This window comes from Bradyrhizobium uaiense (genome assembly GCF_010811875.1).
Classification (GTDB): domain Bacteria; phylum Pseudomonadota; class Alphaproteobacteria; order Rhizobiales; family Xanthobacteraceae; genus Bradyrhizobium; species Bradyrhizobium uaiense.
In genome coordinates this window covers 1-26,282 of sequence record NZ_VKHP01000050.1, presented here as the reverse complement: position 1 = coordinate 26,282, position 26,282 = coordinate 1, and the positions used below count along the sequence as shown (strand labels likewise).

General features: G+C 61.4%; 27 protein-coding genes and 1 pseudogene. 19 read left to right on the top strand and 9 right to left on the bottom strand.

Going from position 1 to position 26,282, the window contains the following annotated elements; genetic code table 11:
- Position 1 precedes the first annotated feature (1 nt).
- The 4 genes from FNJ47_RS14860 to FNJ47_RS14845 all read left to right on the top strand — a co-directional run bounded on the left by FNJ47_RS14860 (position 2) and on the right by FNJ47_RS14845 (position 4,455).
- Positions 2-1,720, top strand: coding sequence for an alpha-keto acid decarboxylase family protein (locus FNJ47_RS14860; protein ID WP_163154228.1), 1,719 nt, complete (start codon positions 2-4; stop codon positions 1,718-1,720).
- A 35-nt stretch (positions 1,721-1,755) separates the two neighbouring features.
- A complete protein-coding gene (locus tag FNJ47_RS14855; protein ID WP_163154226.1) occupies positions 1,756-2,670 on the top strand; it encodes a 3-hydroxyacyl-CoA dehydrogenase in 915 nt (304 codons plus the stop codon).
- A gap of 23 nt (positions 2,671-2,693) precedes the next feature.
- Positions 2,694-3,668 (top strand): 3-hydroxyacyl-CoA dehydrogenase NAD-binding domain-containing protein, encoded by a 975-nt coding sequence (locus FNJ47_RS14850; RefSeq protein WP_163154224.1) that lies wholly within the window; start codon positions 2,694-2,696, stop codon positions 3,666-3,668.
- A gap of 76 nt (positions 3,669-3,744) precedes the next feature.
- Positions 3,745-4,455, top strand: a complete 711-nt coding sequence (locus FNJ47_RS14845) for an ATP-binding protein (RefSeq protein ID WP_163154222.1) — start codon at positions 3,745-3,747, stop codon at positions 4,453-4,455.
- 52 nt (positions 4,456-4,507) lie between these two features.
- On the opposite strand, the gene FNJ47_RS14840 is transcribed toward FNJ47_RS14845, so the two are convergent.
- Genes FNJ47_RS14840 through FNJ47_RS14825 form a run of 4 tightly spaced genes read right to left on the bottom strand, consistent with a single transcriptional unit; the run spans position 4,508 to position 8,232 of the window.
- Complete coding sequence (locus FNJ47_RS14840) at positions 4,508-4,960, bottom strand: cupin domain-containing protein (protein ID WP_163154221.1); 453 nt, start codon at positions 4,958-4,960, stop codon at positions 4,508-4,510.
- A gap of 29 nt (positions 4,961-4,989) precedes the next feature.
- A complete protein-coding gene (gene actP, locus FNJ47_RS14835) occupies positions 4,990-6,648 on the bottom strand; it encodes a cation/acetate symporter ActP (RefSeq protein ID WP_163154219.1) in 1,659 nt (552 codons plus the stop codon).
- Positions 6,645-6,944 carry a DUF485 domain-containing protein gene (locus tag FNJ47_RS14830; protein ID WP_163154217.1) on the bottom strand — a complete coding sequence of 100 codons (300 nt, stop codon included), beginning with the start codon at positions 6,942-6,944 and terminating at the stop codon, positions 6,645-6,647. The genes actP and FNJ47_RS14830 overlap by 4 nt, the downstream gene beginning before the upstream one ends.
- A 37-nt stretch (positions 6,945-6,981) precedes the next feature.
- Positions 6,982-8,232: an FAD binding domain-containing protein gene (locus FNJ47_RS14825; protein ID WP_163154215.1), complete on the bottom strand. Its 1,251-nt coding sequence runs from the start codon at positions 8,230-8,232 to the stop codon at positions 6,982-6,984.
- Positions 8,233-8,430: 198 nt separating this feature from the next.
- Here FNJ47_RS14825 and FNJ47_RS14820 point away from each other — a divergent pair, with 198 nt between their 5' ends.
- The 5 genes from FNJ47_RS14820 (at position 8,431) to FNJ47_RS14800 (ending at position 13,028) form a co-directional block, all read left to right on the top strand.
- Complete coding sequence (locus tag FNJ47_RS14820) at positions 8,431-9,102, top strand: TetR family transcriptional regulator (protein WP_163154206.1); 672 nt, start codon at positions 8,431-8,433, stop codon at positions 9,100-9,102.
- 191 nt (positions 9,103-9,293) lie between these two features.
- Complete coding sequence (locus tag FNJ47_RS14815; protein ID WP_163154204.1) at positions 9,294-9,455, top strand: hypothetical protein; 162 nt, start codon at positions 9,294-9,296, stop codon at positions 9,453-9,455.
- A 114-nt stretch (positions 9,456-9,569) separates the two neighbouring features.
- A complete protein-coding gene (locus tag FNJ47_RS14810) occupies positions 9,570-10,679 on the top strand; it encodes an FAD binding domain-containing protein (RefSeq protein WP_235999885.1) in 1,110 nt (369 codons plus the stop codon).
- A gap of 70 nt (positions 10,680-10,749) precedes the next feature.
- A complete protein-coding gene (locus FNJ47_RS14805) occupies positions 10,750-11,868 on the top strand; it encodes an FAD binding domain-containing protein (protein WP_163154200.1) in 1,119 nt (372 codons plus the stop codon).
- A 47-nt stretch (positions 11,869-11,915) separates the two neighbouring features.
- The gene (locus FNJ47_RS14800) at positions 11,916-13,028 is read left to right on the top strand and encodes an alkene reductase (protein WP_163154198.1); all 1,113 of its coding nucleotides are present in this window, start codon (positions 11,916-11,918) and stop codon (positions 13,026-13,028) included.
- A 786-nt stretch (positions 13,029-13,814) separates the two neighbouring features.
- Here FNJ47_RS14800 and FNJ47_RS14795 read toward each other — a convergent pair.
- The 3 genes and pseudogenes from FNJ47_RS14795 to FNJ47_RS14785 all read right to left on the bottom strand — a co-directional run.
- Positions 13,815-14,066: pseudogene (locus tag FNJ47_RS14795) on the bottom strand (LysR family transcriptional regulator); the annotation flags it as partial.
- A 203-nt stretch (positions 14,067-14,269) separates the two neighbouring features.
- Positions 14,270-14,752: an enoyl-CoA hydratase-related protein gene (locus FNJ47_RS14790; protein WP_163154196.1), complete on the bottom strand. Its 483-nt coding sequence runs from the start codon at positions 14,750-14,752 to the stop codon at positions 14,270-14,272.
- 306 nt (positions 14,753-15,058) lie between these two features.
- Complete coding sequence (locus tag FNJ47_RS14785; protein WP_163154194.1) at positions 15,059-15,265, bottom strand: hypothetical protein; 207 nt, start codon at positions 15,263-15,265, stop codon at positions 15,059-15,061.
- Positions 15,266-16,107: 842 nt separating this feature from the next.
- On the opposite strand from FNJ47_RS14785, the gene FNJ47_RS14780 reads away from it, so the two are divergent.
- The 3 genes from FNJ47_RS14780 to FNJ47_RS14770 all read left to right on the top strand — a co-directional run bounded on the left by FNJ47_RS14780 (position 16,108) and on the right by FNJ47_RS14770 (position 17,680).
- A complete protein-coding gene (locus tag FNJ47_RS14780) occupies positions 16,108-16,536 on the top strand; it encodes a hypothetical protein (RefSeq protein WP_163154192.1) in 429 nt (142 codons plus the stop codon).
- Between the two features lie 30 nt (positions 16,537-16,566).
- Positions 16,567-16,956, top strand: coding sequence for a PRC-barrel domain-containing protein (locus FNJ47_RS14775; protein WP_163154190.1), 390 nt, complete (start codon positions 16,567-16,569; stop codon positions 16,954-16,956).
- A gap of 127 nt (positions 16,957-17,083) precedes the next feature.
- A complete protein-coding gene (locus FNJ47_RS14770; RefSeq protein WP_163154188.1) occupies positions 17,084-17,680 on the top strand; it encodes an HdeD family acid-resistance protein in 597 nt (198 codons plus the stop codon).
- Between the two features lie 365 nt (positions 17,681-18,045).
- Here the strand turns inward: FNJ47_RS14770 and FNJ47_RS14765 are convergent, their stop codons facing one another.
- Complete coding sequence (locus FNJ47_RS14765; protein ID WP_163154186.1) at positions 18,046-19,503, bottom strand: FAD-dependent oxidoreductase; 1,458 nt, start codon at positions 19,501-19,503, stop codon at positions 18,046-18,048.
- Between the two features lie 18 nt (positions 19,504-19,521).
- Between FNJ47_RS14765 and FNJ47_RS14760 the strand changes: the two genes are divergently transcribed.
- Positions 19,522-20,037 (top strand): hypothetical protein, encoded by a 516-nt coding sequence (locus FNJ47_RS14760; protein ID WP_163154184.1) that lies wholly within the window; start codon positions 19,522-19,524, stop codon positions 20,035-20,037.
- Between the two features lie 698 nt (positions 20,038-20,735).
- Here FNJ47_RS14760 and FNJ47_RS14755 read toward each other — a convergent pair.
- A complete protein-coding gene (locus FNJ47_RS14755) occupies positions 20,736-21,224 on the bottom strand; it encodes a helix-turn-helix domain-containing protein (protein ID WP_163154183.1) in 489 nt (162 codons plus the stop codon).
- A gap of 317 nt (positions 21,225-21,541) precedes the next feature.
- Here FNJ47_RS14755 and FNJ47_RS14750 point away from each other — a divergent pair, with 317 nt between their 5' ends.
- The 6 genes from FNJ47_RS14750 to FNJ47_RS14725 all read left to right on the top strand — a co-directional run.
- Positions 21,542-22,174, top strand: coding sequence for a response regulator transcription factor (locus FNJ47_RS14750; RefSeq protein WP_163154182.1), 633 nt, complete (start codon positions 21,542-21,544; stop codon positions 22,172-22,174).
- A gap of 64 nt (positions 22,175-22,238) precedes the next feature.
- A complete protein-coding gene (locus tag FNJ47_RS14745; RefSeq protein ID WP_235999883.1) occupies positions 22,239-22,619 on the top strand; it encodes a response regulator transcription factor in 381 nt (126 codons plus the stop codon).
- Entirely contained in the window at positions 22,619-22,858 is a 240-nt protein-coding gene (locus FNJ47_RS14740) for a hypothetical protein (RefSeq protein WP_163154181.1), read from the top strand. The genes FNJ47_RS14745 and FNJ47_RS14740 overlap by 1 nt, the downstream gene beginning before the upstream one ends.
- A 194-nt stretch (positions 22,859-23,052) precedes the next feature.
- Positions 23,053-24,234: a sensor histidine kinase gene (locus FNJ47_RS14735; RefSeq protein WP_163154180.1), complete on the top strand. Its 1,182-nt coding sequence runs from the start codon at positions 23,053-23,055 to the stop codon at positions 24,232-24,234.
- Entirely contained in the window at positions 24,231-24,686 is a 456-nt protein-coding gene (locus FNJ47_RS14730; protein ID WP_163154179.1) for a response regulator, read from the top strand. The genes FNJ47_RS14735 and FNJ47_RS14730 overlap by 4 nt, the downstream gene beginning before the upstream one ends.
- A gap of 30 nt (positions 24,687-24,716) precedes the next feature.
- Positions 24,717-26,282: adenylate/guanylate cyclase domain-containing protein (locus tag FNJ47_RS14725; RefSeq protein ID WP_163154178.1), on the top strand; the 1,566-nt coding region annotated here is incomplete at its 3' end.

Genomic DNA, 26,282 nt, shown 5'->3' with positions numbered 1-26,282 from the left:
CATGTCGAGCAACGCCACCCGACGAATGAGCATCGGTGACTTCCTGCTTCGCCGCCTCGAGGAGGCCGGCATCCAACACCTGTTCGGCGTTCCCGGCGACTACAATCTGACGCTGTTGCAGCAACTCTATGATACTGGCACGCTGAAATGGATCGGCACGACCGGTGAACTGACCGCGTCCTATGCGGCGGATGGCTATGCACGGCTGAGCGGCCTAGGCGCGCTGTTGGTCACGAACGGCGTCGGCGCTCTGAGCGCGATCAACGGCGTCGGCGGCTCATACAGCGAGCACGTGCCGGTCATCTGCATCAGCGGATCGATCCCGCTCAGGTCTATCGACCGGGGCCTGGGAATGCACCACACAATGGCCGACGGGACTTTTGATCACTTTCTTGATGCGTACGCGCCCGTGACTGTCGCGCAGACGAGGCTCACCCCGCGCAACGCGGCCACTGAGATCGATCGGCTGATCCTCACTGCGTGGAGGGAAAAGCTTCCGGTCTACATGGAGCTGCCATCCGACATCGCCTATCTCGATATCGAGGTTCCGGCAGGTCCGCTCGTGCTTGCCGAACCACCGAGCGATCCGGAACGGTTGCATTCGTGCATCGCCGCTATCGCGAAGCGGTTATCCGCCGCCACGTCACCGGCGATCCTTGTCGATGCTGACGCGGACCGGTTCGGCGTAGCGCCCGAGCTCATGGAACTTGCCGAGAGGATCCAGGCTCCGCTGGCTGTGGTCAACGCCGCAAAAGCTGTGATCGACGAGACCTTCCCCCAGTACATCGGCATCTACGGCGGCAAGGCAAGCGAGCCGCAGGTGCGCGAGACGATCGAGAGCAGCGACTGCCTGCTCTCGATCGGCTACCGCCCGATCGAGGTGACTACCGGCGACTTCTCGGCCTCGCTGCCTGCTGACACCATTCACGTGCGCGGCCACTCTGTGGACGTGGGCAATGATAACTATCAGGCGGTGACGCTCAAGGAAGTCCTCCGCGCCGTCATCGACGCCGTCTCGCCCGTCGTGAGCCGCGCTCGACGTCGTGTGGCCGCAGCGGTAGCAGGCACGGAAGTCGACGGCGGGTCCGCCAAGCTGAAGCAGGCTGCCTATTGGCAGGCCATCCAGAACTATCTCCAGCCTGGGGACGTTCTGTACGTCGACAATGGCACGTCATTCGTTCTCCTCGGCCTGAAGCTTCCGCAGAATTGCACCTTCATCGGGTCAATCAACTGGGGGTCGATCGGTTATTCGGTTGGGGCCTTGCTTGGCGCACTGACCGCAGCACCGCACCGTCGCCACCTGCTCTTCCTTGGTGACGGCTCGTTTCAGGTCACAGCGCAGGAGTTGTCGACCATCCTTCGACATGACCACAAGCCGGTGATCTTCCTGATCAACAACGGCGGATACACGATCGAGCGCGGCTACCTTGGCAGGACCGAGACCTACAACGACGTCGCCAACTGGAGCTATGCCGACCTGCCAAAGGTGTTCCGTCCCGACACCACCGCGCGATCGTTCGTGGTCAAGACCAGCGGAGACCTGCAGAAAGCGCTCAGCGCACCGAACGATACGATGATCTTCGTCGAATCGATCATGGACTCCCAAGACGCTCCCGCCATGGTCATCGCCAGTAGCAACAAGGGGGCCGAGCTCGACTATGGGCCTCGCGGCCCGCACCGACGGGATAACGCACAGCTCCGGCCGGCCGCATCCAGTTGATTCGACAGGCGCAAACGGAAAGGAAAGGACAAACCATGACAGTAGTTCAGGCCACGCAAACAAAGGCTTCATCGGGTGTCACGCGCTCCGGCCGACTGTTCGTTCTCGAACTAAGCGGTGACCGTATTCACTCGATGAATCCCGACGGTTCCGACCGCAAGACCATCGTCACCGATTGCCGCTTCCCCGACGGCATCGGCGTGGATTTCGAGGCCGGTCACATCTATTGGACTAACATGGGTATCCCCAACCTCGACGACGGCTCGATCGAGCGCGCCGACCTCGACGGCAAAAACCGCAAGGTTATCGTCCCACAGGGCGTTACCTACACACCGAAACAGCTCCACCTCGATAAGGACGGCGGCAAGCTCTACTGGTGCGACCGGGAGGGAATGCGCGTGATGCGCGCGAACCTCGACGGCTCGCAGGTCGAAACGTTGGTCGAGACCGGCTGCTCCAACAAGGACCGAGGCGATCAGACCCGCTGGTGCGTCGGCATCACCATCGATCCGAAGCTCGGCAAAATCTACTGGACGCAAAAAGGCCCCGACAACGCCGGCCTCGGCCGTATTTTCCGCGCCAACATCGAGATCCCGAAGGGCGAGACCCCGGCGAACCGCTCCGACATCGAGGTGTTGTTCGATCGTCTGCCGGAACCGATCGACCTCGAGCTCGATCGGGCGAACCACGTTCTCTACTGGACCGACCGCGGCGATCCGCCGCGTGGCAACACCGTCAATCGCGCGCCGATCGACACAAAGGCGGAGCCGGAGATCCTGGTCACGCATTTGATGGAGGGCATCGGTATCGCCCTCGACATGCCCGGCAACCGGATGTTCATCACCGACTTCGCCGGCTCAGTCTATTCCGCCGATCTCGACGGCAAGAACGAGCGCAACTTCCTCTACGCCCAGGGCAATCTCACTGGCATCGCCTACGCCGAAGTCTGAAAACCGAACGGGAGAATCAAACCATGTCGAACAGCAAACCCATTCGTCGCATCGCCATCATCGGCACGGGCGTCATCGGCGCGAGCTGGGCCTCGCTGTTCGTCGCCAAGGGATTGCAGGTTGTCGCGACCGACCCCTCGCCGAACGCAGAAGCTTCGCTACGGAAGTTCGTGGACACGGCCTGGCCGGCGCTCAAGCGACTGGGCCTGTTGGCGGGAGCATCGCAGTCGAACCTAAAGTTCACCGCAGATCTCGCGGAGGCGGTCGCCGGCGTCGATCTCGTCCAGGAGAACGGGCCCGAGCGGATCGATTTCAAGCAGAAGCTCTACGGGCAGCTCGACGAGCTGCTGCCGCCCGAGGTGATCATCGCATCGAGCTCGTCGGGACTCACCATGAGCGAAATCCAGAAGGGAGCCGCGGCGCATCCCGAGCGTTGCGTTATCGGCCATCCGTTCAATCCGCCGCACCTGATCCCGCTGGTCGAGATCGTCGGCGGGGCAAAGACCTCCGAGGAGACGATCCGGCGCGCTTCGGAATTTTATAAATCGATCGGGCAGCGACCGGTGCGACTTAACAAAGAAATGCCGGGCCACGTCGCCAACCGCTTGCAGGCCGCGTTGGCGCGCGAGGTCTATTACCTCGTCGCAGAGGGCGTGGTGAGCGCCGCCGACGTCGACACCGCCCTCTCCTGGGGGCCGGGCCTGCGCTGGGGAATCATGGGCAACATGATGCTCAATCACCTCGGCGGTGGCCAGGGTGGCATCGAGCACTTCTTCCAGCAGTTCACCGGCCCGATGACGGCCTGGTGGGAAACCCTCGGCTTTCCGGTGCTGACACCCGAGGTGCAACAGAAGCTCATCGACAGCGTGCACACCGAGGTCGGGTCGCGCAGCATCGAGGAGCTCGAGGCGGAGCGGGACAACGTTCTGCTCGGACTGCTCGAAGTGCGCGCCAGGCATCCGGGGACAGTCGCCCCGCGCGAGGTCGCCGCAGAGTAGGGATGCGCCGCAGCACTGACTTGGTGACGTCACCCCGCACTCAGCTTCGGCGAGAGAAGGACCTGAGGAGCACGAGATGTATACCGATGAATCGTTGCTTCTTCGCGAGTTGAATCACAGGATCAACAATGATCTTACTTCGGCTATCTGCGCCGTTTCGTCGAAAGCGGTTGAATCGGATAACATGGAGGTCAAACTGGCGCTCCTCGACGTCGTAGACCTCTTGCATGAGTACGCTGATGTTCATGGCGCACTGCGCATGCCGGATCGAGGACGTCTCCGCGATGCCGCGCAGTACCTTCAACAGCTTTGCGCATCCATCACGAAATGCCGACTGGCGCCCTTGACGGTTCGTGTGATGTTTTCAGCGGATGATCTTCTGCTTGAAAATGAACGCAGTTGGAAGCTTGGGCTCATTGTATCCGAGTTGCTGACCAACGTGGCACGACACGCACAGTTTGACAGTAGAAATCCGGTAGTGCGGGTGGAACTATGCGTTGCCGGCAACGTCGCGAAGTGCAGGATCTCGGACAATGGCTCGGTACCTGAACCGGTTCGGCGCGGTCGCGGACTTACCATCATTGGCGAGTTGGCCAACCGTTTGGGCGGACGCATTCAGGCGTTTTGCGACAAGGAGGGATCGTCCTTTCTTCTCAGCTTCCCGTTGACCAGGGCCGAGCAACGCGCCGCACGTACGGCTCACGTCGGTCTGTTGAAGCGGCGTGGGATCCTCCGCTGTCATACGCTGGAGGCGATCAGAAGCCCGGATCCGGCGGAGTCGACCTAGCCATTGCGAACCTTAGAAGGCTCCGGTTAGCCAGAACTCGGTTCCGCCACGCTCACGTGTTTGGCGGGAGACTTCGTTGGGAAGAGGCCATGTCACGTGCTTCATGGCCGAGCTCCAGAGGCGCATTGGTGCTGTCGAGAAACTCAACGGTGGTGAACCACAAATCGGCATCCCCGACGTTCTTGAGATCGTGAATCTTGTACTCTCCCTTTCCGTACACGAAGTGCCGGGTCTCGCCGGCCGAATAGACGGCCTCGACGATTGACCCATCCTCCGCGTGCGATTGCGCCCGCCCCGGCGTCACTGCGGTCCAAAAATAATTCAGTACGTGGCGATGGAATCCGATGCGCTCACCTGGAGCCAGCCGGATCTCCCAGACCCGGACGCGATTCGTTTCGGACAACAATCGGGTACCGACCCGGCCGTTGAGCTGATTGGCATCGAACTCTTCGCGAATGACGTCGGGCCAGGTGGCCCTACCGTTTTTCATCACGTCAGCGTTCATCGTAGCTTCTCCCTTGCTTCCGAGAGCCGTCATTCGGCGGCCAGGCCGGTCTGAGCACGAACATGCTGGGCGCCGAAGGATGCACGGACCGAGGCAGCCGCCGCGCTACGGTCCATCACCGACACTGCCCACGATACGGCGAAGGCCAGCGGAACCGAGACCAGCGCTGGATTGTCGTAAGGAAACGGCGCTGCGCCGAGCTTGAACGTGGCAGTCCACACACCGGGGCTGAGGGCTACCAGTCCGACCGAAGCCAGCAGACCGACAACCGATCCACTCACCGCCCCTCGCGTGGTGAGATCGGGCCACGTGATCGAGAGAAGTATGACCGGGAAATTCGCGCTCGCGGCAATCGCGAAAACCAACCCGACCATGAATGCGATGTTCTGGTTCTCGAACAGGACACCCAGGCCCATCGACAGCAAGCTGATCGCGACAGCGGCGACCTTCGAGACAAGCACCTCCTCCCGTTCGCCCGCGCGTCCCTTGCGGATCACGCGAGCGTAGAGATCGTGGCTCGCCGCCGAAGCGCCTGCGAGCGTCAGCCCGGACACCACAGCGAGGATGGTCGCGAACGCCACCGCGGAGATGAACCCGAGCAGCAGCGAGCCGCCGACAGCATCCGCCAGGTGCAGGGCAACCATATTCACGCCTCCAAACAGCCCGCCCGACGCATCCCTGAACTGCGGGTTGGCCGAGACGATCGCGATGGCGCCGAAGCCGAGGACGAACAGCAGACTATAGAAGACGGAGATGAAACCTGTCGCGACCAGCACGGACGTGCGCGCCTCGCGCGCGTCGCTCACGGTAAAGAAGCGCATCAGGATGTGCGGCAGCCCGGCCGTACCGAAGATCAGGGCCAGTCCGAGGGAGATCGCCGACACCGGATCCTTGACGAGACCGCCGGGGGCCATGATCGCGTCGGCCTTCGGATGAAGAGCAATGGCTTCCCGAAAGAGCACCTCGAGACTGAAGCCGAAGTGGCCGAGAATCAGAATCGACATCAGCACTGAACCCGACATCAAGAGTACGGCCTTGATGATCTGCACCCAGGTGGTCGCGAGCATGCCTCCCACGGTCACATAAACCATCATCAGGCCACCGACGATGCCGACGGCGTAGATGTAGGGAAGTCCGAACAACAGCTGGATGAGCTTTCCAGCACCAACCAGTTGCGCGATCAGATAGAACACCACGATGACAAGGGTGTTGACGCCGGCAACCGCCCTCACCGGCACTTCGGAGAGTCGATACGCCGCGACGTCGGCGAAGGTATAGCGGCCGAGGTTGCGGAGCGGCTCCGCGATCAGGAACAGGATCATCGGGAAGCCGACGAGAAAGCCGATCGCATAAATCATGCCGTCATAACCCGACGTGTAGACAAGCGCCGTGACGCCGAGGAACGTCGCGGCCGAGGTATAGTCACCCGCGATCGCAAGCCCATTCTGGACGCCTTTGAGGCCGCCGCCGGCGGCATAGAAATCCTTCGCCGTTTTCGTGCCGCGTCTTGCCGCCCACCATGTGATGGCGAGGCTGACTGCGACGAAGCCCAGGAACATGGCGATCGCCGTCGCATTCAGCGATTGCCGCGTACCGATCGCGCCAGTGAGTGCATCGGCCGCTGCCGGATAAGAAACAGAGGCGAACGCGGTTGCGAGGAAGGCGACGCAGGCCGAACGCGAAATCATCGATAATCCTCCAGCAGGAGTTGATTGAGCCGATCAAACCTGGAATTGGCTCGGCGGACATAGAGCGCCGTGAGCAGGAAGCCCAGTGCGATGAGGCCGACGCCGATCAGGATGCCCCAGGTAATCACGGTGCCGCTCCACAGCGGATGTCCGAGCAAGCGGGGCCAGAATGCGATGGTCAGGATGTAGGCGAAGTATGCCGTCGCCATGACGATCGACATGCCGACACCGAGACGGGCGCGCTCACTCGCGAGCTGCCTGAATGCGGAATTGTCTTGAATGGCTTGCAGGTCCATTGGTTGGCGTCCTCCCTTCTTGAACTCTCTATTCCAGTCAGGCGGCGATCCCGGTCGCGACGGCGGTTTCCGCCATCACGGCTTCGGGGCTACGGTGAAGCTCTGCCATCGCGCGTTGTTCAGCGGTGGCGATCTGCGCCTGCATGTAGGCGCCGAGATCGCGCGCTCGTCGCACGACCGCCGCCCCGAAGGGCAGCCGGGTGGATTCGAAGTCGGCGAGCGCGGCGGCGGGATCCCCCGGATAGGCCCGTAACGCGTCGGCAAGCGCGGCCGCGTCGCCGGCAGCCTTCGTCACACCCATTCCGACATGCGGTCTGGCGACAAAGGCGGCATCGCCCAGGATCACGGTTCGAGATCCAAGCACCATGCGCGGCGTCTCGAGATCGAGGATGGCTTGAATGAAAGGCTGACGCGTGAGGCGGACCACCTCCGCGAACTGCGGGGCGAGAAGTCGCTCCGCGTCCCGGCGCATGGAAGCGATCACGTCGGGGCGAATTCGGGTCGGCGGAATGGACAGTTCGTGCCTGACGCCGTCGACGTCCGTCAGGAGATCGCCCAACCCATGGTCGGCGTCGGCCGGACGGTACCAAACGAAATTGAAGCGCCGTTCTCCGACATTCATCTCCTCGTTGACGCCGGCGACGGGGTAACCGAGCATCTGCTCCCCTGGGGGAAGGCTGAAGGCGAACCAGTCGCACAATTCCGCGCGCGTCCGGCGCGACAGGTCCCGTTCGTCGACGAGGCCCCGCCAAGCGACATATCCGGCGTATCTGGGCCGGACGTCCGCCGCGAGTCGGGCCCGGACGGACGAAAACAGGCCGTCTGCGCCGATCAGAATATCTCCTGAAGCTTCGGAGCCGTCGGAGAAGCGCGCCACCACAAGATCGGCAGCTTCAACGACGTCCACGAGGTTCTTGCCGTGATGGTAGCTTTCGGTCGGGAAGGCTGTCCTCAGTAACCCGTAGAGGTGTCCCCACGACGTGAGAACCTGACGCAACGCGCGCTCGCCTTCGATACGGCCGGTGCGATCGAGCACACGCCGCCCCGGAACAGCGACTCCGACGGCGGCCGCCTCGGTGTCGATGCCCGCCCTAGCCAACACCTCGAACAACTCGCCGTGCGTGACGATTCCGGCGCCTCGGCCGGCCAGTTCGGCGCCGATACGTTCGTATACGTCTACCTTCCAGCCCTGGCGGCGCAGCAGCAATGCCGCGAACAGTCCGGCCATGGACCCGCCGATCACCAATGCTCTCGGCTGTGCTTCCTGCATCCAGCGGTCTTTGGTCATCAAGCAACCTCCCTCGGAGCGGTCGTTCCGATTTTCCTGCGTTATTTATCAATTGATCAACAATCTGATTGACGTTCCCCCAATGTCAAGTCTTATTTATCGCGTGATAAATTAAAAGTGACGGGCGGGCTATGATCGGCTGGCGTGGCAAATCAGTGTATGAAGCTGCAGATCTGCACTCAAACCCACGAATCCAGTGTGAAGAAGCCCAACAAAGCGCGTCCCAGAACGCCTATCCGAGAGCAGCAAAGGCTGGATCCGTCCGAGCGGGAAGGCATCATCGCGCGAGAGGCGGTCTCGTTCTTCGCCGAGCATGGATTCGAGGGGCAGACCCGCGAGCTCGCCAGACGGCTGCGGATCACCCAACCCCTGCTTTATCGCTACTTCCCGAGCAAGGACGCTCTCATCGAGCGGGTCTATCAGGAGGTCTTCGTCGAGCGATGGAAGCCCTCATGGGAGAAGATCATCACCGATCGCTCAGTTCCCCTCAAGGCCAGGCTGATCCAGTTCTATCGCGAGTACGCGGCGGTCATTCTCACCTACGAATGGATCCGCCTGTTCATGTTCGCAGGCCTGAAGGACCTTGGATTGAACGCGCGCTATCTCAAGATGCTGCGCGAGCGCGCGTTCGAGAGGCTGATCGAGGAGATCAGGTTCGAGTACGGACGCCCCTCGACCCGTGACCTCCCGATCACCGTCCTCGAAATCGAGATGGTCTGGGGCCTCCATGCGGCGATCTTCTATCTCGGAGTACGCAAGTTCATCTATTCGATGCCGCTCGAAACCGACGTCAATTCGATCATCGACGCCAAGGTAGCAACATTCCTCGGCGGCATCCGCGCGGTTCTGCCGGCGAAGGAAACGGCGTAGGCGAGCAATCTCCACACGATAGGCTGCACCTCCGTCGAGCAAGAGGTGGTCACGTCCCTCTCGCTTTCCTGGTGCATGCCGGGCCTCAAGGAACGCTGGAGCAGCCGAACGCCGTCGTATCCCGGATTGCGTTGGGAAGCGCGGCTCCGGTCGGTCCTGGCGTCGCCTCACGGGACCCGTTCGGCCCCGGCATGTCGATCAAGCTGAAGGCGACCGTCGGGGCCAACGGTTGTCCTTGCACAGCCCAGTGCGGCGCCGACCGGAATGCAATTCCGGCGGACGTGCCGCGCTCGCGCACCAACATACAAAGGCAGCAATCAATTCTTGACGAAGCCTTGTTATTTATCGATTGATAATTAGCTCCGGACCTGCTTGAGGTCAATAGCTGGCGACGTCGAACTTGAACGGCGCACCGGCGAACGACGCATCACGTTACTGAAGCATCGGCCATTTGGAGGTTGTCAGTCATGCGCATCGCGGTCGTCGGGGGTTCTCTCGCAGGACTGTTCACTGCGACGCTGCTTCGACAGCAGGGACACGATGTCATGGTTTACGAACGATCGGTCCATGGGCTCGGGGGACGCGGCGCGGGCCTGCTTGGCAAGCGCGAGACTTTTGCGATCCTGCGGGCCTCCGGATGCGAACACGTGGCGCGGGTCGGCGTCGTCGCGCGGGAACGCATCGTATTCGACGGCGCGGATCCTCCGATCGTCACGCAGATGCCGCCTCAGATGCAGCTATCGTGGGACTCCATCCATCGTGTCTTCCGAGAGCACATGACGGAAGGCGCGTATCTGCTCGACAGGAAGGTCGAGCAGCTTCACGAGGAAGCCGATCGGGTCGTTATACGCTTCGAGGACGGAAGCGACGCGAGCGCCGACCTGGTCGTCGGCGCTGATGGAATAGCATCCGTAGCGCGTCGCGTGGTCGATGGCTCTTCCGCCACGAATGCGTACGCCGGCTACGTCGGATGGCGCGGTCTGCTTCCGGAACTTGCCCTGCCGAACTTAGCGGCGGAACAACTCCTCGACCGTTTCGCATATTTTCGACTGCCCCAGTCCCATGTCATCGGCTTCCTGGTGCCCGGTCCCAACGGCGAAACCGAGACCGGACGCCGGAGATACAATTGGGTCTGGTACCGGCCTGCGGCCGGAACGAGCGCGCGCGATGAGGTTCTCACGGACCGCGAGGGTCGCATTCACCCGTACTCGCTGCCGCCGGGCGCCCTGTCCGAACATGCGCGCGAACGGCTCGTCGACGATGCTAGACGGCTGCTCCCCCGCCCCTTCGCTGCCGCGATCGAAGCGACGGCGCAACCCTTCGTGCAGGGCATCTTCGACTATGAATCTAGGCGGATGGTGTCACGACGGATCACCCTGGTGGGAGACGCGGCGTTTGTCGTACGGCCGCATACCGGGATGGGAATCGCGAAGGCTGCGGCAGACGCCATGGCGCTGCAGAAGCATCTGTCATTGGCTCCGCTCGAGAGCGCGCTACGCGACTTTGGCCAGGAACAAGTTCAAGCAGGCAGGGCTATCGCCGCATCCGGTCGCGAACTTGGCGTCCATCTGATGTGAGCGCCAGCATGGTCTTCGAAGTAACGGATTGGGGGCAAAGATGAGTTGGCATGCCGAGCACGACTTCACGGTGACGATCAGCGGCGGGTCCGTCGCTGGGCTGTGTAATGCAATCGCCCTTCGAAAGCTCGGTGCAACCGTCAGCGTCCACGAACGTACGCCGGGCCCGATGCTGGCCCGAGGGGCCGGGATCGTGGTTCAGAACGAATTGATACGGCTGCTCGAAGATAACGGCGCAGGTCCCCTTCCCTTCACATCCTGCCGCGGGCGTCGGTATCTCGACCACGACGGCGGCGACGGTGTCCTCCAAGACATGCCGCAGGAATTCACGTCCTGGGACGCCATCCACGCGGCGCTGCGGGCTGCCGTTCCGGACGAGTGCTATCGCGCAGGTTCCGAGGTGCAGGCGGTAACCCAGACCGGCTCCAGGGTCTCGGCCGCCCTAAGCGACGGCACTGTGATCGAAAGCGATCTGTTCATCGCCGCTGACGGTTCAGGGTCTGCAATGCGGCAAAGACTGCTTCCCGATGTCGAGGCGAGATATGCCGGCTACGTCGCCTGGAGAGGAACGCTCGACGAAAGCGACGTGCCCAGCGATCTTCTGCCCTTTTTCGATGACCTCTTCACCTTCTCCGAGGCTCGCGGCGGCGGGCATATGCTGGCGTATTTCATTCCCGGACGCGACGGCGCGATTTCGAGAGGTTCACGCCGTCTGAATTGGGTCTGGTATGTGCACGTTGGCCTCACCGACTTGGCGACCGCGCTCACCGACAAGAACGGCCTCCAACATCGATCTTCGCTTCCGCGGGGCACGACGCCGGAGCGGGCCATCGCCGCGCTGAGGGCGCGTGCTTCACGCGAGATCCATCCCAAGATGGCCGCGCTGGTCTCGGAAACGCGCGATCCCTTCCTCCAGACCATACGCGACGTGATGGTCCCGAAAACCCTGTTCGGTCGAATCCTTCTGACCGGCGACGCCGCGTTCGTCGTGCGGCCTCACACCGCGGGAGGGACCGCCAAGGCCGCCTATGAGGCTTCCGTCCTCGCACGAGCTTTGAAGTCGGCAGGCGCGAATGTCGATGTTGCGCTCCAGTCCACCGAGGAGCTTCAGCTCGAATACGGGAGTGCGCTCTATCAATACGGCCTCGAGCTGGGAAATCGCTGGTCGCGCGACAGAAGCACCGACTAGCCCGCTAAACTTCAACAACGAATCCGAATCTCCAAGGAGCGTGACACATGACCGATCTATTCCATCCGGCGACCCTGGGCGCTCTCGATCTGGCGAACAGGATCGTCATGGCCCCGATGACGCGTTCGCGCGCCGACGAGACCGGCATCATCAACCAGACCGCGTCCGAATACTACGCAACGCGCGCGAGCGCCGGTCTCATCGTGAGCGAGGGCATCAACGTCAGCCCGCGGTCCCGTGCATTCGACCGGACGCCCGGTCTCTGGACGGACGAACAGACTGAGGGATGGAAAGCGGTCGTCGACCGGGTCCACGAGAAAGGCGGACGCATCGTCGCGCAGCTTTGGCATGCCGGGCGCGCCAGCGCGCGCGGCCTGTTGTCCGAGGAGCAACCGCTGTCCCCCTCGGGGGTCAACGACGACCTGAACGCGCTGCAGGTGTGGGCGCTCCTCGCCAACGGCGCATATGTGCGGATTGCCGCAACGTCGTCGCGCGCGATGACGCTCGGCGAGATCCGGGATGTCGTGAACGAATTCAGAGTTGCGGCCGCCAATGCCGTTCGCGCCGGATTCGACGGCGTGGAGATCCACGGCGCCAACGGCTATCTGATCCATCAGTTTCTGTCCCCGACCATCAATCTGCGCGCCGACGGCTATGGCGGCAACTCCGAAGGCCGTTCCAGGCTGCTACAGGAAATCGTCGCGGCGATTTCCGAGGTCATGCCGCGTTCGCGGATTGGACTGCGGCTCTCGCCCTTCGCGGATTACAACAGCACGCGAGACCCGAAACCTGAAGACACCTATGGGGCACTGGCGCATTGGCTGCAGACCGCCGGGCTTGCCTATCTGCACCTTGCCGATACCAACGCCTGGACGGGCGCGCCTGACTACGAACGAATGCTGTCGATATTCCGCGAACACTATCGCGGGCCGCTCATCGTCAATGCGGGCATCACTCCGGAGCGCGCCGCAGGAATCATCAGCTCTGGCGAGGCCGACGCCGTTGCTTTTGGCCGCCTCTTCCTCGCCAATCCGGATCTCCCGGCGCGGATTCGGGCCGGCGGCCCCTACAACGCGCCGCAACGGATCGGCATCTATGGCGGCTCGGATTCGGGATATCTCGACTATCCGAGCCTCGAACCGACCGTCGCCGGAGGCTAGCGCGGATATCCACCGACAAACGCCCTAGTCGAGCCAACCTTTCCGTCCGCGCGAGCCATCAGCAGAGGGACGTCCCATCTCCAATGGATGTAGGAAGGTCATCCGGGCTGTTCTTCATTTCCCATTGGAGGAGCCACGTGCGGCGGCTCTATTGCATCGCAGTACCATGTCGTAGGCAGTCGTGGTTTTGAATACTGCGGACCGCTGTAGCGTAGGCAATGGTTGCGGGGACCTGCACCCATCTCAACTTGCGTTATTTCTCAAAGGGTTACTCGTTACTAACGGATATGGTAGCGGCGTATGGCAGCGGACTCTTTCGCAGCGCCGCGTAGTAGCCGTTGCGTCCAAAACTGCCGAGAGTAACAGCCTATCTCTGCAGGCAAATGCGGGACCGAGCGCCTCCGACGAGGAACGCAACTTCCATCACGATCGGCGCAACCTGGCTGGATTGAGATTGTGCATATCCGCCGGCGCTAGGACGTCCGACATCTTCGTGAAATTTCTGAGGTCCGAGACCCAGATCACGGTGCGAATCGAGTCTCCGGCACCGCGTTTGATCGCACCTTCGAGCACCTTGGCGGCAGCGCCCGATCCGAGATAGGTACCCAACGCATTCTCGAAGATCCTCAGTTCGCTGTGCCTCTGCACATGCAGGGCAAACGAACTTGAAAAGATCTGTCAGGCAGTCGAACTCGGCTTCGCGAAAGCCACCTGGCGACTTCGTCGCGATGGTAATGACGTTTCTGGAATCCAACCCGCACAGCGGAATTGCCGCGTAGTCAGGTGCGTCACGGCTTGGTCGGCCGCATCGATCTCCGAAAGGATGACGAGCGCGCGCTCGAAATAGAGCTGACCATTCTCATTCGGGCTGGCATGCCGCGTCGTGCGATCGAGGAGCTGGACGCCCAGGCTCTCCTCTAGATCGCTGACATATTTGCTAATCGCGGATCTGGATAGGCGCAGTTGGCGGGCCGCCTCCGAGAAACTGCCGGTTTCAACCACCCTCACGAAAGCCTGCAGACTGGTGACCTTGTCCATCCTTTTTGACCCCGATTCGTCCGCGACGACGTCGTCGCCGCTCTCCTCGTCAGGCGCCGGGATCGGATCGCCTCACCTAGGCGAGCAACGGCCAGATGACGTCTCTGCCCTTAAATTCCTTGTTGCGTCGAGTACGGGCACGGATACTTCCGAGGTCCGACATTCCGCGCGACAGCAGGTCGCGGTCGAGACGAGCCGCGTCATCAATCGCCGCCATAGCAGCGGCCTGACGCGCGCGCGTGGCAAAGGCGTAGGCCGTGTAGCAGTCCGGAGGTACCAGCGCCGCCCAGGCGACGGCCGCTTCGATCAGCTTGTCCGGCGCGACGGTCTGCTGGACGACGCCCATCCGGATCGCGGCGGCAAGGTTGTAGATCTGACCGAACAGCGTTAGTTCCGAAGCCGATCGCGTGCTTGATTATCTCGCAATAGACAGCGGGCATCGGAATGCCGATCGGCACCTCGTTCAACGCGAACTGCAATGGGCCCTTGCTCGCGATCCGGTGGTCGTAATCGATCGCGGTGATGAATCCGCCAGCGTAGGCGTGGCCGTTGATCGCCGCCACAGTCGGCCTCGGGTAGGCATCGCCGAACTTCTCGAGGCCGACCTTGGCCGTGAAGAGCTTGGCCCGGTCCATGACTTCGGCTGCCGACCATGACTTCGACTTCTGCATCGGATAGCCCGTCAAACATGACTCAGCGGTGCCGTGTTGCGCCGGCTGACCGGATCAGCCGGCGGGAAGTGCTGTCGTAGATCGTGCGCGCTTCTCGAATGAGGCAGGCAACCTCGCGCCCTGACTTTGGGATAAATCGGACAAACTCACCCTCACTTGCTCCGAATGAGCCATGAACCAAGCGGCTGCGCTTCGGCTCCGGGGCAAATCGAATGACATCGCTCGTGTTCGCTCCAAACCAGATATTCGCACTCACGCTATCCATGATGTGGGCCCCCGCGCTTGCTTTTTGCAGCCCGGCAGTCGGTGAGGCCTGCCCAATCACTCTGGTTCAGCGACAGCCGCCGTGCGAGCCAAAGCTCTTGCGGCATCAGCACGCGAAGCTTTCTCGGCTCGCCGCTCGTAGTCGTCGGCAAGGGTTTTGAGCTGACTCACAACCAGGTTGTCGGTCATGATTTGGGCAGCGCGAAGCAGCGTCTGCGCGGTCTGCAAATACTGCTTACCCCGCTGTGAGATCTGGAACGTCATAGCGACCTCACACGGTTTTCTGGCGCCTCGTCCAGGCTCATTGGGAGCCAGCTCAGCCAATTGCGGTCAGTTTGCCGGCGAGATCTGAAGCGATCGACGCACTTCTTGGAACAGAGAGGAGTCCGCCACGAATGGTATCGGACGAGGCCAAACTTGCCGTCACAGACCGCGCATCGCGTGGCTTTGCCATGTCCGGGGTCCTTGGTGCAGTTGGGCATTGTAGTCTCCTCTTGGCTTTAGCGCAGCTGTTCCCCGATCTTCCCTCTTTCGTCATTGCACGCACGATAGGCACGCACGCTCTTTTCCAGTGCATGCACCTTAAAACTATCGGGACGAACGGCTCAATCGAACCTAGGTAAACGTCGGTCATCTAAAAGGATCACCGAAACGATACGAAGGTCTGGTGCGCGCTGGGACTGTTGACGGTTACGACTGCGGAGGACGCACCAACAGTGCAGCGTCCGTTGACCTTGCCTGATCCGAAGCGCGCGGCACTCTTAGCAGTAGTTTGGCTCGATTTGCCGAGCTTTAGCTGCGACGACAGCACATGCGCGTCAAATCAGGCGCGGGGACCCGAATGCACGGCGTCGCTTGCAGAGGCTGTGCGCGCTCGCTCACTTCAAGGATTGATAAAGTCCGCTCCGAAGCAAGCAGTCGCGATTCTTCGCGATGCAGGCGTTTGGTCACCCACCGCACGCCGACGCGGGAGGATTGGCAAATTTCCTCCCAAAGAGAGCAAGATCGTACAAGCGGCGCGGCGCGATGTGCCCCCATTTTCTTCGGACACCTGCACTACGTGCGGCGATAGACGCCGCTCCGAGAATAGCCAATGGAGCACATCAATGACCAAGTCACTGTCCGAACAACTCGCTGACCTGTCGGTTCGTGCCAAGCATGCTGAAGACGCTTTCTCTGCGGCGAAGAAGGAAGCGCACGACAAGATCGAGATTCGCAAGCAGGAGGCGCATGCCGAAGCGACGACGGCCGTCGAGAACGTCAACCAGAAGATCAAGTCCGCCAACAACAGTGCCGCGCGGGACTGGAATGCCGTGAAAGCGAAAGTCGCTGCCGACATCGCCACGCTCAAGGCGAACGTCGCCGAGGCCAAGCACAATCACGACGTGAAGCGTGCTGACCGGCGCGCTGACGAGCTGGAATGGGATGCGAGCTTTGCGATCGATTACGCCATCGCGTCGGTCGAGCAGGCGAACCTCGCAGTTCTCGACGCCATCGACGGCCGGATCCAGGCCGAGCTGGCGAAACAGGCTTGAGCCTCAATCGTCCAACCTTTGGAGCCTGTCATGAAACTCGTTCACTTCACCATCGTCGCAGGCATCGCGTTGAGCGCACCGGCGATCTCGTATGCGCAGGTCGCTGGATCTACTCTGCTCGGCGTCAGCGTTGGCGAGCTGCGCGATGTTACAGTCGGCTGGAGCGCCAAACGGCAAATCCTTGGCCATACCGTCTACAACAACATGGACGAGCGCGTCGGATCGATCGACGACATCATCGTTACGACCGGCAAGGCCGTGTCCTACGCCATCGTCAATGCCGGCGGCTTCCTTGCCGTTGCCAAGCACAACGTCGCCATTCCGGTTTCCCAGTTCCAGCTAAACGGCGACAAGCTGGTTTTGCCTGGTGCCACCAGGGACGCTTTGAAGGCAGCGCCAGAGTTCGAATACGCCAACTAGCCGGGCTGAGATCCCGGTGATTGCGCGCCGCCAATGCCTCCGGGATCCAGACAGGGACCATACCGGCCGGCGGATCCATCCGCCGGCTCCGGACCTCACACCGACATGAACTAGACGGAGAATGAGAATGGCTGACACACATGCCCAAACTGGACCAAATCTGGGCCTTTCCGGATCCGAAGTGCTGCGTTCGCTGGCCGACAATTGGTGGCTCTTGCTGTTGCGCGGGATCGCCGCCATTGCCTTTGGCGTTCTGGCGTTCTTTTGGCCGGGCCTCACGCTGGTCACGCTGACCCTGATGTGGGGAGCTTACGCCCTGATGGATGGCGTTATCGCCATATGGGCGGCTTTCAGTGCATCTGGTGGCGACGCGCGTCCGCGCTGGTGGCTGGGCCTGAGCGGCGTCGCCGGCATCCTCGCCGGCGTCGTGACCTTCTACTACACCGGCACGACGACGCTGGTGCTGCTGACGTTCATCGCGGTCTGGGCGATCATCATCGGCGTCATGCAGATCTGGGGCGCGATCGCGCTACGCAAGGTGCTGCAACAGGAATGGCTTCTTATTTGTAACGGCCTGCTATCGATCGCCTTCGGTGCAATCCTGTTGGCTCAACCGGGCACCGGCGCGTTGGCGCTGGTCTGGGTGATCGCCTGGTATGCAATCTTCTTCGGCTGCCTCTATATCGCGCTCGCGTTCAAGCTGAAGCAATACAAGCGGGCCTGACAAGACGGATGCAGGGGCCTCCCGCCCGGAGGCCTCTCCTTTTGCCCGGCTACCGGCACAGCGTGGGGGTCAGCACGCCTTGCGTGACCAAGTCCATCTCGCGCCGCATGTGAGCTCGCAGTTCGCCACCGAAATCCAGGCGCTCCTAGCGTGATCTCGCACCACCAAGCGACAAGCTCCGACCAGAGGAGGCCATTCGAGCTGATCGGCCTGTCGTAGGCCAACCACCTCTCCTCGCCCGAGAGAATGACGATGTCGTTCTTGATAGCGTCGGCGAAACCGATCTCCTGCTTTGGTCCTCGCGAGGCGAAGATCAGGTTCTAGATCAAGAAGATCGACAGCGAGCTGGATACGCCTTCTCAACCTCACCCTCCTGACTGTCGTTCCAGCTGGTTGGCCCAGCCCACACCCAGGCCAAGCTGTCCAGCCGCCATCACCGCAGCACGAGCCAGGATCCCGCCGTAGGTCGGATAGGCCAGCGGGATCTGGGCCAGATCGTCGACGCGCATTCCGGCGGCGATGGCGATTGCGGCCACCTCGGCGATATCAACCGCGCGCTCGCCGATCACGTGACACCCGATCACCTTGCAGCTCTTGCGATCGGTGATCAACTTGCAAAAGCCGAACGTGCGCCCGTCGATCAGCGTCCGCGTCGTCACATCAAAATGAACGATCGAGGTGACGATGTCGTGCGACTCGCGCGCCTTGGCCTCGGTAAGGCCGGCCTGCGCATATTCCGGCTCCGTGAAACTGCCCATTGGGCTCACCTGATCGGCGAGCGGCATTGTCGGCCCCGTCACGGCATTGGTCGCAGCGGTCCAGCCGCCCTGAACGGCCTGCGGAACGAGCATGAGATGCCCGGTGATGTCGCCGGCGGCAAAAATATGCGGCGCCGATGTGCGCAGGTACTCGTCAACCTTCACGAATTTTCGCTGATTGAGTTCAATACCGGCCGCCGCAACGTTCAGCTCACTTGTCTCGGCCGCCCATCCCGTCGCCACGACCACCAGCGAGGCCTCGGCGTCGAACCGGCAACCGTCCTTGGTAAAGATCATCCGCACGCCGGTCGCGGACTTCTCGAACGCCTCGATCGCTCCAAAGGCTTCGTGAACAGCAATTCCAGATTGACGCAGAGCTGCGGCGGCGGCGACCGATATGTCGGCATCCTCGGTCGCCAGAATTCGCGGACCAGCTTCAAAGAGCTGAACTCGAGAGCCGAATGCATTGAAGATCGAAGCAACCTGCATCCCCGTTGCGCCCGCACCAACCACCAGCATAGATGGCGGGACCGACGTCAAGCCCCAGGCGTCGCTGTGCGTGCACGTCAGCTCGAACCCCGGGATCGGAAGCCGCCGGCTCACGCCGCCGGTGCAGATGATGATCTTGTCCGCGGACAACCTGAGGCCGGAGCGGGTCTCGATCGAATTCGGGTCGACGAAGCGGGCCACCCCGGCACGCTCGTGGATCGTCACTCCGAGGGAATCGATTTGGCGGCGTAGCGACGAATTGGTGCGCACGTCCCCGACGATCTCGCGAACGCGACCGAGAAGCCGGGAATAGTCCAGCACCGGTTCGCTGATCGTGATGCCGTATTGGTCCAGTTGCCGCGCATCGCGCAGCAGTCTGCCGGCATGGGCCAGGGCCCGGACCGGAACAGGGCCGTCGTTGGCGGCCATGCCACCGAATGCCGCGCTCGTCACCAGCGCCGTCCGCGCCCCAAGATCTGCGCTGCGAAGCGCAGCAGCCGCGCCGGCCGGCCCGGCGCCAATAACAAGCACGTCAGTCATGTGATGATCTCCATAGCGGGCAAGAGCAGTCAGCACTTTCCGGCAAGAGCCGACATGTTGCTTGCACTGGCTTGCTGCGGCCGGGATGATTTTGCGTCCTCCCGCGCATTGCGGCGGCAAGTTCCATCACGCGTGAGCGCCGCGGCTGACGGCACTACGGCATTTCCCGCAAGTTCGTTCAAATTCCCGACAACCCAAATCGCGAAAGTAACTCCGCCCGACGATAGGGATTGCCGCAACATCCTTGCCAATATGCGGAGACTGGCTGGCCTGCTTGCTTCTGTCATGATCAACGCCTCGACGATTCCGGCAGTCGCGCCGGAATGCGCGTCAAGCAGGGATATCGACACCTCTCGTGCCCGTTGGGCGGCCGTGCGCACGCAGCCGACCAAAGCCGCCGACGATCAGGCGACCTGCCGCTCCTATGCGGCCCCGTTCCATGAATCGGTGAACCTCCGTCAGGAGGCTGCGCTGTGCAGCGGCGATACAGATCATGCGAGAAACCTGACCATTCTGGATTCAGAGATCGATACCTTCAACAACCTGCTGGCAACGAGGTGCGGCAGCTAAAGATCTCCCGCGGTCTCAGATGACGCCGTTCATTCCGCGAGGTGCGCAATCCTTTTCGCTCTGATGAGCCTCTGGATGTGGGGCGAGATCGTCATGGTGACATGGGCTGCACCTCCCCTGGCGAACATCCCGCAAAGTGCAACTTCGCAGCATTGCTCCATCTGAGGCGGGCGATGACCCAGATCTATTTCCATTGCTCCAACCCTCGAGGAGTCCTGCTCGATCGGCGCGGCACCGCTGTCGATGACCTAGCTGAAGCGCCGTGACCAGGCGGCATGTGTCGTGCATTCGCTGACCATGACACACGGAGCGGAGGATTGGCGCAGTTGGATCCTGCACGTCAGCGACGACCTCAAAGACGAGCTGTTCGTCTTGCCATTCGCGCGCTCGTGCTGGGCAAAGCGCATTGAGAACGGGTCAGACCTGCCGGACGACTGCACCTCCACCCCTCCCGAACTCCCGGGACGCGCGCCCCGCCGGCTCCGCGAGGAGAACCGCGAATGTAAAAAAGGGCCGGTGAACAGTGTCACCGGCCCGAATGACCCGTCGTCGCCATCAAATCAGCGGCGCTGGAGCGTCCCGGGGCAAGGCGCTCGATCGCGGGTCTTTGCAGCACACACGGGAGGAATATGTGCGGCAGATCCAATTCTCGCAAGAAACGCAATCATCCTTCTGTGGTCCTCAGATCTCGTGAGCCTTCACGGTCTCGACCACCGATAGTCTCGCGGCGACATTCCGACATACTGCCGGAAGCGGCGCGCGCAGTGGCTTTGATCGGCAAATCCCGCGGCGAGCGCGATTTCCGAAAGCGACATGTCGGTGCCCGACAACAGCTCCATGGTCCGCTCAACGCGCCGCCGTATCAGGTAGTCATGTGGCGTTACTCCGAGCGACTGCTTGAATGCACGCACGAAGTAGCAAACCGAGAGATTCGCCAGCTTCGCCAACGCTTCGACACTGATCCGCTGTTCGACGTTGTGGTCGATGTGCTCGCAGACCCGGCGGACCACCCGAGGCGGCAGCCCGCCCCGCGCATAAGCAGTTGGAGCCGTGGTATTGACGTGACCGGCGTGATTGGCGACGTACGGTACTGGCCCAGGAACAATATTGGACTTTTCTTCCAGGGCGAATGAGTGCAAGGCTTGCATCGCATACTCGCTTCGCTCCTGGTTTGCTGCTCCGAACATCGCGAAAACTCCCTCTTCGATTGATTGATCCGCTTCCGGCTAACCTGCGGGTGCCACAGGCTCCGCTGGTTCATTGCTGCATCATGTGCGAAAGAATGGTCGACGACTCGTCCCACGCCAATTCGTGCGACGGTGTGGTCCAGTCACACCTTGGTATCGCCGCCGGGAAATCAGTGAGGTCGGCAACCGCCGGACGCGATCAAGCGCAAGGGTGCCGCTTTACGGCGATTTTCGCCGGCAATCATACCTTCGTGTGATGATGAAGCTGCCGATCTTCATGCTATTGTCGCAAGACCTCTTGCTGGCTGGAACTTGGCATGCCTCTGGGACCGAACGAGCCCACCGTTGTACACATCGTCGACGACGACGATTCACTGCGCGAGGGGCTCGCCAGCTTGCTCGGCTCGGTCGGCTTAGGTGCAATGACCTACAGCTCCACGCAGGAGTTTTTGCAGACGGACCGTTTGGATGCTCCGGGATGCATCGTTCTCGACATCCGCCTTCCGGGGATGAGCGGGTTGGACTTTCAGGAGCAACTCGCGGGCCTCGGCATTCGCCTGCCCGTGATCCTGATGACGGGGCATGGCGATATTCCAATGTCGGTCCGCGCGATGAAGGCGGGCGCTGTCGATTTCCTCCCCAAGCCTTTCCGCGATCAGGACATGATCGACGCGGTCGCGGCGGCGATCAACCGGGACCGAATGCAGCGCGAGAAGGAAGGCCAGTCACTGGCAATTGCCGAACGCTACGCAACGCTTTCCCCGCGCGAGCGCGAGGTCATGGCGTTGGTGACGGCGGGCAAGCTGAACAAGCAGGCCGCGGGGGCGCTGGGGCTGAGTGAGGTGACCATAAAGATTCATCGTGGTGCGACGATGCGAAAAATGGGGGCCCGTTCCCTGGCAGACCTGGTTCGCATGGCAGTTGCCTTGAAGGAGACCAAAGCGCGGTGAGGCATGTCGTGAACCCAGGAAAGATTTGCAGGCCAGTGAGCATCGAGTTATGGCGGGGGCTTGAATGAATACGCCCATGGCGGGCGGGAAGTTGATTTCCGTCGTTGACGATGACGACTCGATGCGCGACGCGCTGGTTGCGCTCTTCCGTTCGATCGGCTACGACACCCGCGGGTTTGCGTCTGCCGAAGCTTTTCTGGCATGCGACGACCTTGAACGGTTTTCCTGCACAATCACCGACATCCAGATGCCGGGCATGAGCGGCATCGAACTCAAACAACACCTTGACGAGCGTCACAGCACGATGCCGGTGATCATGATCACGGCGCGTTCCGATCCGGAGCTGAAGGAGAGAGCCATCTCCGTCGGAGCTGCGTATTTTCTCCGCAAGCCGTTCGAGACCGCGATGCTAGTCGATTGCCTTGAGAAGACCCTAGAAGGATAATGCAAGAGAGCAGCGCCTACGGCGAACGTTTTGGCGTGCGTCTCAGGGCGCAGACGGTCTGTTTCGTTCGCACATTGCGCAACACCAATATTGCCGTCACGGAAGTTCGGGTCGACAACCCGCCACATGGGCTGTCGGGCGAGCGAATACGTGAGGATGAATTTCTTATTGCGGTGATGCGACGGGACTATCCGGCGGGACCCTGCCTGTTCTCGCTGCGCCGAGGGTATCTCCTCTAAATCGGACAAGATCAGACAAGCCGGTTCTATCGCCGTCTTCTCGTCCAGTGTTTTTTTCGCAGCCAGAACCTGGTGCGCGGTCGACGCCCCTATTGGGTAGACCTGACGGCACATCACGCGCTGATATCGTAAGGATGCGGCCCTTGAAGCGTTCATGGATCCCGTCCTTCCACCCTTTGTCGGGGTAACCGCACATGGCGTATTGGGATAGCGAATTCCAGCGAGTCCAGTCACCGTTCCTGCGTTACGGAATTTCGGTCGCTGCTGTGGTGATCGCGACTGCCATCGCGCTCGCGGTCCAGGAATACCAGTTTCGTGATGTAGAGCTACCAGTTCTGGTACTCGTCGTCGGTCTTGTTACTTGGTACGCGGGGACCGGACCTGCAGTGGTAGCCGTTCTCTTGTCCACGGCGGTGTTCGCGTATTTTTTCGCGGAACCTCTCTACAGCTTTTACGTTTCCGCGCGGGACCTCCCTTACTTTCTGATCTTCGTGCTCTCGGCCGTTATCGTTGCCTCCTTCAGCGCTGTTCGTCGTCGGATAGAAGACAATCTTCGCCACGCGAGAGATCAGCTTCAGATCGAACTCCTGCAGCGTCGGCAGCATGAGGTTGAAATCCGCAAGCTCAATATGGAGCTGACCGAGCGCGCCGCGGAGCTTGCAGCAGCCAACAAGGAGCTTGAATCGTTTGCCTACTCGGTATCGCACGACCTGCGTGCGCCATTGCGCCATCTCGTCGGCTACTCGGAACTCTTGCAAAAGCACGCAACGAGTTCACTGGATGAGAAGAGTCAACGATATCTGCAGACCATTCTCGAAGCGGCGAAAAAAATGGGCAACCTGATCGATGATCTACTGGCATTTTCCAGGATCGGGCGGGCCGAAGCCAAAACGACGGCAGTGGACATGCAGCAGCTGGTCGCGGAGGTGACTTCCGAAATCGGGGCGCAGGCGAACGGACAGGAGATCTCCTGGAAAATTGGTGCGCTTCCAGTCTGCCTTGGAGACCGCGCCTTGCTGAGATTGGTTCTCGTCAATCTGCTTGCCAATGCGGTCAAGTTCTCCGGCACACGCCCGCAAGCCGAAGTCGAAATCGGTTCCGTGGATGGACACGGAGACAAGCCGGAGATCTTTGTGAAGGACAACGGCGTTGGTTTCGACATGCAATATGCCGATAAGCTGTTCGGCGTATTTCAACGGTTGCATCGAGCTGACGAGTTCGAAGGCACCGGGATAGGACTTGCGACCGTCCAAAGCATCGTTAATCGCCATGGCGGGGCGGTGCGAGCCGAAGGAACGTTGGATCAAGGAGCCACCTTCTACTTCTCATTGCCTAACGCCAAACAACCCGTGGAAAGGACGGTGAGCGCGCCATGAGTGATTTCGGACGCATTCTGGTCGTTGAGGACGATCCGAGGGATGTCGAGCTTACTCTTACAGCTCTCGGCGAGTACAAGCTCGCGAACGAGGTGGTCGTTGCCCGCGATGGCAAGGAGGCTCTCGACTATCTGTATCGTCGGGAACAATTTGCGCTGCGCCCGGAAGAAAACCCGGCCGTCATTCTACTGGATCTGAAGCTGCCGAAGGTGAATGGCCTGGAGGTCCTGCAGCAAATCAGATCCGACGAACGGCTCAAGATGGTTCCCGTGGTCGTGCTGACGTCATCGCACGAGGAACGGGACAAGGTGGCAGGCTACAAGCTCGGGCTAAACGCCTACGTCGTAAAGCCCGTCGATTTCCACGAGTTCATCAACGCGGTCAAGGAGCTCGGTGTGTTCTGGGCCGTGATAAATCAGCCGCCCCCCGGAAGCGCGAAGAAGATGTTATGAGTTCGCCTCTCGCTACGGCTCCGGAGCAGAATGCAAGCGGCCAACCCAATTGGAGAGGCGCAACTCGTGCTAGCTGATTTTGGAGAAGCCATCTTGAGTGGTGAGCGGGTCGAGCGCCGCCTTGCGGCCATTCTTGCGGCTGATGTCGCGGGCTATTCGCGACTGATGGGCCTGGATGAGGAAGGCACATTGGCCGCCCTCAAGGGCCACAGACGCGCGGTCGTAGATCTCAAGATCGCAGAACACCGCGGGCGCATCGTCAAGACGACGGGCGACGGCATGCTTGTCGAGTTTGCCAGCATCGTCGATGGCGTACGCTGCGCCGTCGACGTCCAGCGGCAGATGGCCGAGCGCAATGGGTCGATTCCACCGGAGCGACGCATCGAGTTTCGGATTGGTCTGAACGTCGGCGATATCATCATTGATGACAAGGACATCTATGGCGACGGCGTCAACATCGCGGCGCGGCTCGAAGCCCTGGCGGACCCGGGGGGCATCTGCGTCAGCCGCATCGTGCGCGACGAGGTGCGCGACAAGCTTCACTTCTCGTTCGAGGACATGGGCGAGCACCAGGTCAAGAACATCGCCCGGCCGGTGCCGATCCATCGCGTTCGGTTCGATAAGCCGGGCAATGAGGTAAGCGCGGCAGCGCTCACCACGACCCGGTCGGCACGACCGTCACAGCAGAAGCCGTCGATCGTGGTGCTGCCCTTCGCCAACATGAGCGGCGACGCCGAACAGGCGTATTTCTCGGAAGGTATCACCGAGGACATCATCACCAACCTGTCGCACTTCCATTCGTTTTTTGTGATCTCGCGCAGCACTTCCTTCACTTACAAAGGTTCGGGAGTCAACGTCGGCAAAGTCGGTCGCGAGCTCGGCGTACGCTACGTGCTCGAAGGCAGCGTGCGACAGGCCGCCAATCGCGTCCGCATCTCCGCCCAGCTGATCGAGGCCGCGACCGGCCATCATCTGTGGGCGGAACGCTACGATCGCGAGCTGGCCGATGTCTTTGCCCTCCAGGACGAGATCGCCCGCAGTATTGCTGCCGCGATCGAGCCTGGCATCATCGCGGCCGAGATCCAGCAGGCGCGGAAGGAACCGGGTGAGCTCGATGCCTGGGACCGGACCATACGAGCCCATTGGCATATTTGTCGCTTCACGTGTGAGCACCTGGCCGAGACGCGCCGCCTGTCGACTGAAGCCATCTTGCTGGATCGGGCAAATTCGACGGCATATGCGGCTCTCGCCTTTGCTCGGCATTTCGAGGCGTTGTTCGGCTGGGGTGACGGGCCAACGGAGTCCCATAACCGGCTCGGCGAAGCGGCGCGGAAAGCGATCGCCGCCGACGACCGCAACCCCACGGCGCACACGGCGCTGGCGATTTTCGAGCTATTTTCAGGCCGTCACGAGGAGGCCCGATTATGCCTCCGTCGTGCCCTCAAGGACAATCCCAATTCGGAGTTCGCCCGCGGCTATCTCGGCGTAACCTACGCGTTCGCCGGCGATTATGACGCTGCCCTGCAGCACCTCGACGAGGCGATCCGCCTCAGCCCGCGCGGCTTGCTGGTGGTCATCTGGCATCTCTGCAAGGGC

Bases quoted from the DNA above. Each gene is read 5' to 3' on its own strand.
- FNJ47_RS14860 (WP_163154228.1), top strand. From the start codon at position 2: ATGTCGAGCAACGCCACCCGACGAATGAGCATCGGTGACTTCCTGCTT.
- FNJ47_RS14855 (WP_163154226.1), top strand. From the start codon at position 1,756: ATGACAGTAGTTCAGGCCACGCAAACAAAGGCTTCATCGGGTGTCACG.
- FNJ47_RS14850 (WP_163154224.1), top strand. From the start codon at position 2,694: ATGTCGAACAGCAAACCCATTCGTCGCATCGCCATCATCGGCACGGGC.
- FNJ47_RS14845 (WP_163154222.1), top strand. From the start codon at position 3,745: ATGTATACCGATGAATCGTTGCTTCTTCGCGAGTTGAATCACAGGATC.
- FNJ47_RS14840 (WP_163154221.1), bottom strand. From the start codon at position 4,960: ATGAACGCTGACGTGATGAAAAACGGTAGGGCCACCTGGCCCGACGTC.
- actP (WP_163154219.1), bottom strand. From the start codon at position 6,648: ATGATTTCGCGTTCGGCCTGCGTCGCCTTCCTCGCAACCGCGTTCGCC.
- FNJ47_RS14830 (WP_163154217.1), bottom strand. From the start codon at position 6,944: ATGGACCTGCAAGCCATTCAAGACAATTCCGCATTCAGGCAGCTCGCG.
- FNJ47_RS14825 (WP_163154215.1), bottom strand. From the start codon at position 8,232: ATGACCAAAGACCGCTGGATGCAGGAAGCACAGCCGAGAGCATTGGTG.
- FNJ47_RS14815 (WP_163154204.1), top strand. From the start codon at position 9,294: ATGTCGATCAAGCTGAAGGCGACCGTCGGGGCCAACGGTTGTCCTTGC.
- FNJ47_RS14810 (WP_235999885.1), top strand. From the start codon at position 9,570: ATGCGCATCGCGGTCGTCGGGGGTTCTCTCGCAGGACTGTTCACTGCG.
- FNJ47_RS14800 (WP_163154198.1), top strand. From the start codon at position 11,916: ATGACCGATCTATTCCATCCGGCGACCCTGGGCGCTCTCGATCTGGCG.
- FNJ47_RS14785 (WP_163154194.1), bottom strand. From the start codon at position 15,265: ATGACGTTCCAGATCTCACAGCGGGGTAAGCAGTATTTGCAGACCGCG.
- FNJ47_RS14780 (WP_163154192.1), top strand. From the start codon at position 16,108: ATGACCAAGTCACTGTCCGAACAACTCGCTGACCTGTCGGTTCGTGCC.
- FNJ47_RS14775 (WP_163154190.1), top strand. From the start codon at position 16,567: ATGAAACTCGTTCACTTCACCATCGTCGCAGGCATCGCGTTGAGCGCA.
- FNJ47_RS14770 (WP_163154188.1), top strand. From the start codon at position 17,084: ATGGCTGACACACATGCCCAAACTGGACCAAATCTGGGCCTTTCCGGA.
- FNJ47_RS14760 (WP_163154184.1), top strand. From the start codon at position 19,522: ATGTTGCTTGCACTGGCTTGCTGCGGCCGGGATGATTTTGCGTCCTCC.
- FNJ47_RS14755 (WP_163154183.1), bottom strand. From the start codon at position 21,224: ATGTTCGGAGCAGCAAACCAGGAGCGAAGCGAGTATGCGATGCAAGCC.
- FNJ47_RS14750 (WP_163154182.1), top strand. From the start codon at position 21,542: ATGCCTCTGGGACCGAACGAGCCCACCGTTGTACACATCGTCGACGAC.
- FNJ47_RS14745 (WP_235999883.1), top strand. From the start codon at position 22,239: ATGAATACGCCCATGGCGGGCGGGAAGTTGATTTCCGTCGTTGACGAT.
- FNJ47_RS14740 (WP_163154181.1), top strand. From the start codon at position 22,619: ATGCAAGAGAGCAGCGCCTACGGCGAACGTTTTGGCGTGCGTCTCAGG.
- FNJ47_RS14735 (WP_163154180.1), top strand. From the start codon at position 23,053: ATGGCGTATTGGGATAGCGAATTCCAGCGAGTCCAGTCACCGTTCCTG.
- FNJ47_RS14730 (WP_163154179.1), top strand. From the start codon at position 24,231: ATGAGTGATTTCGGACGCATTCTGGTCGTTGAGGACGATCCGAGGGAT.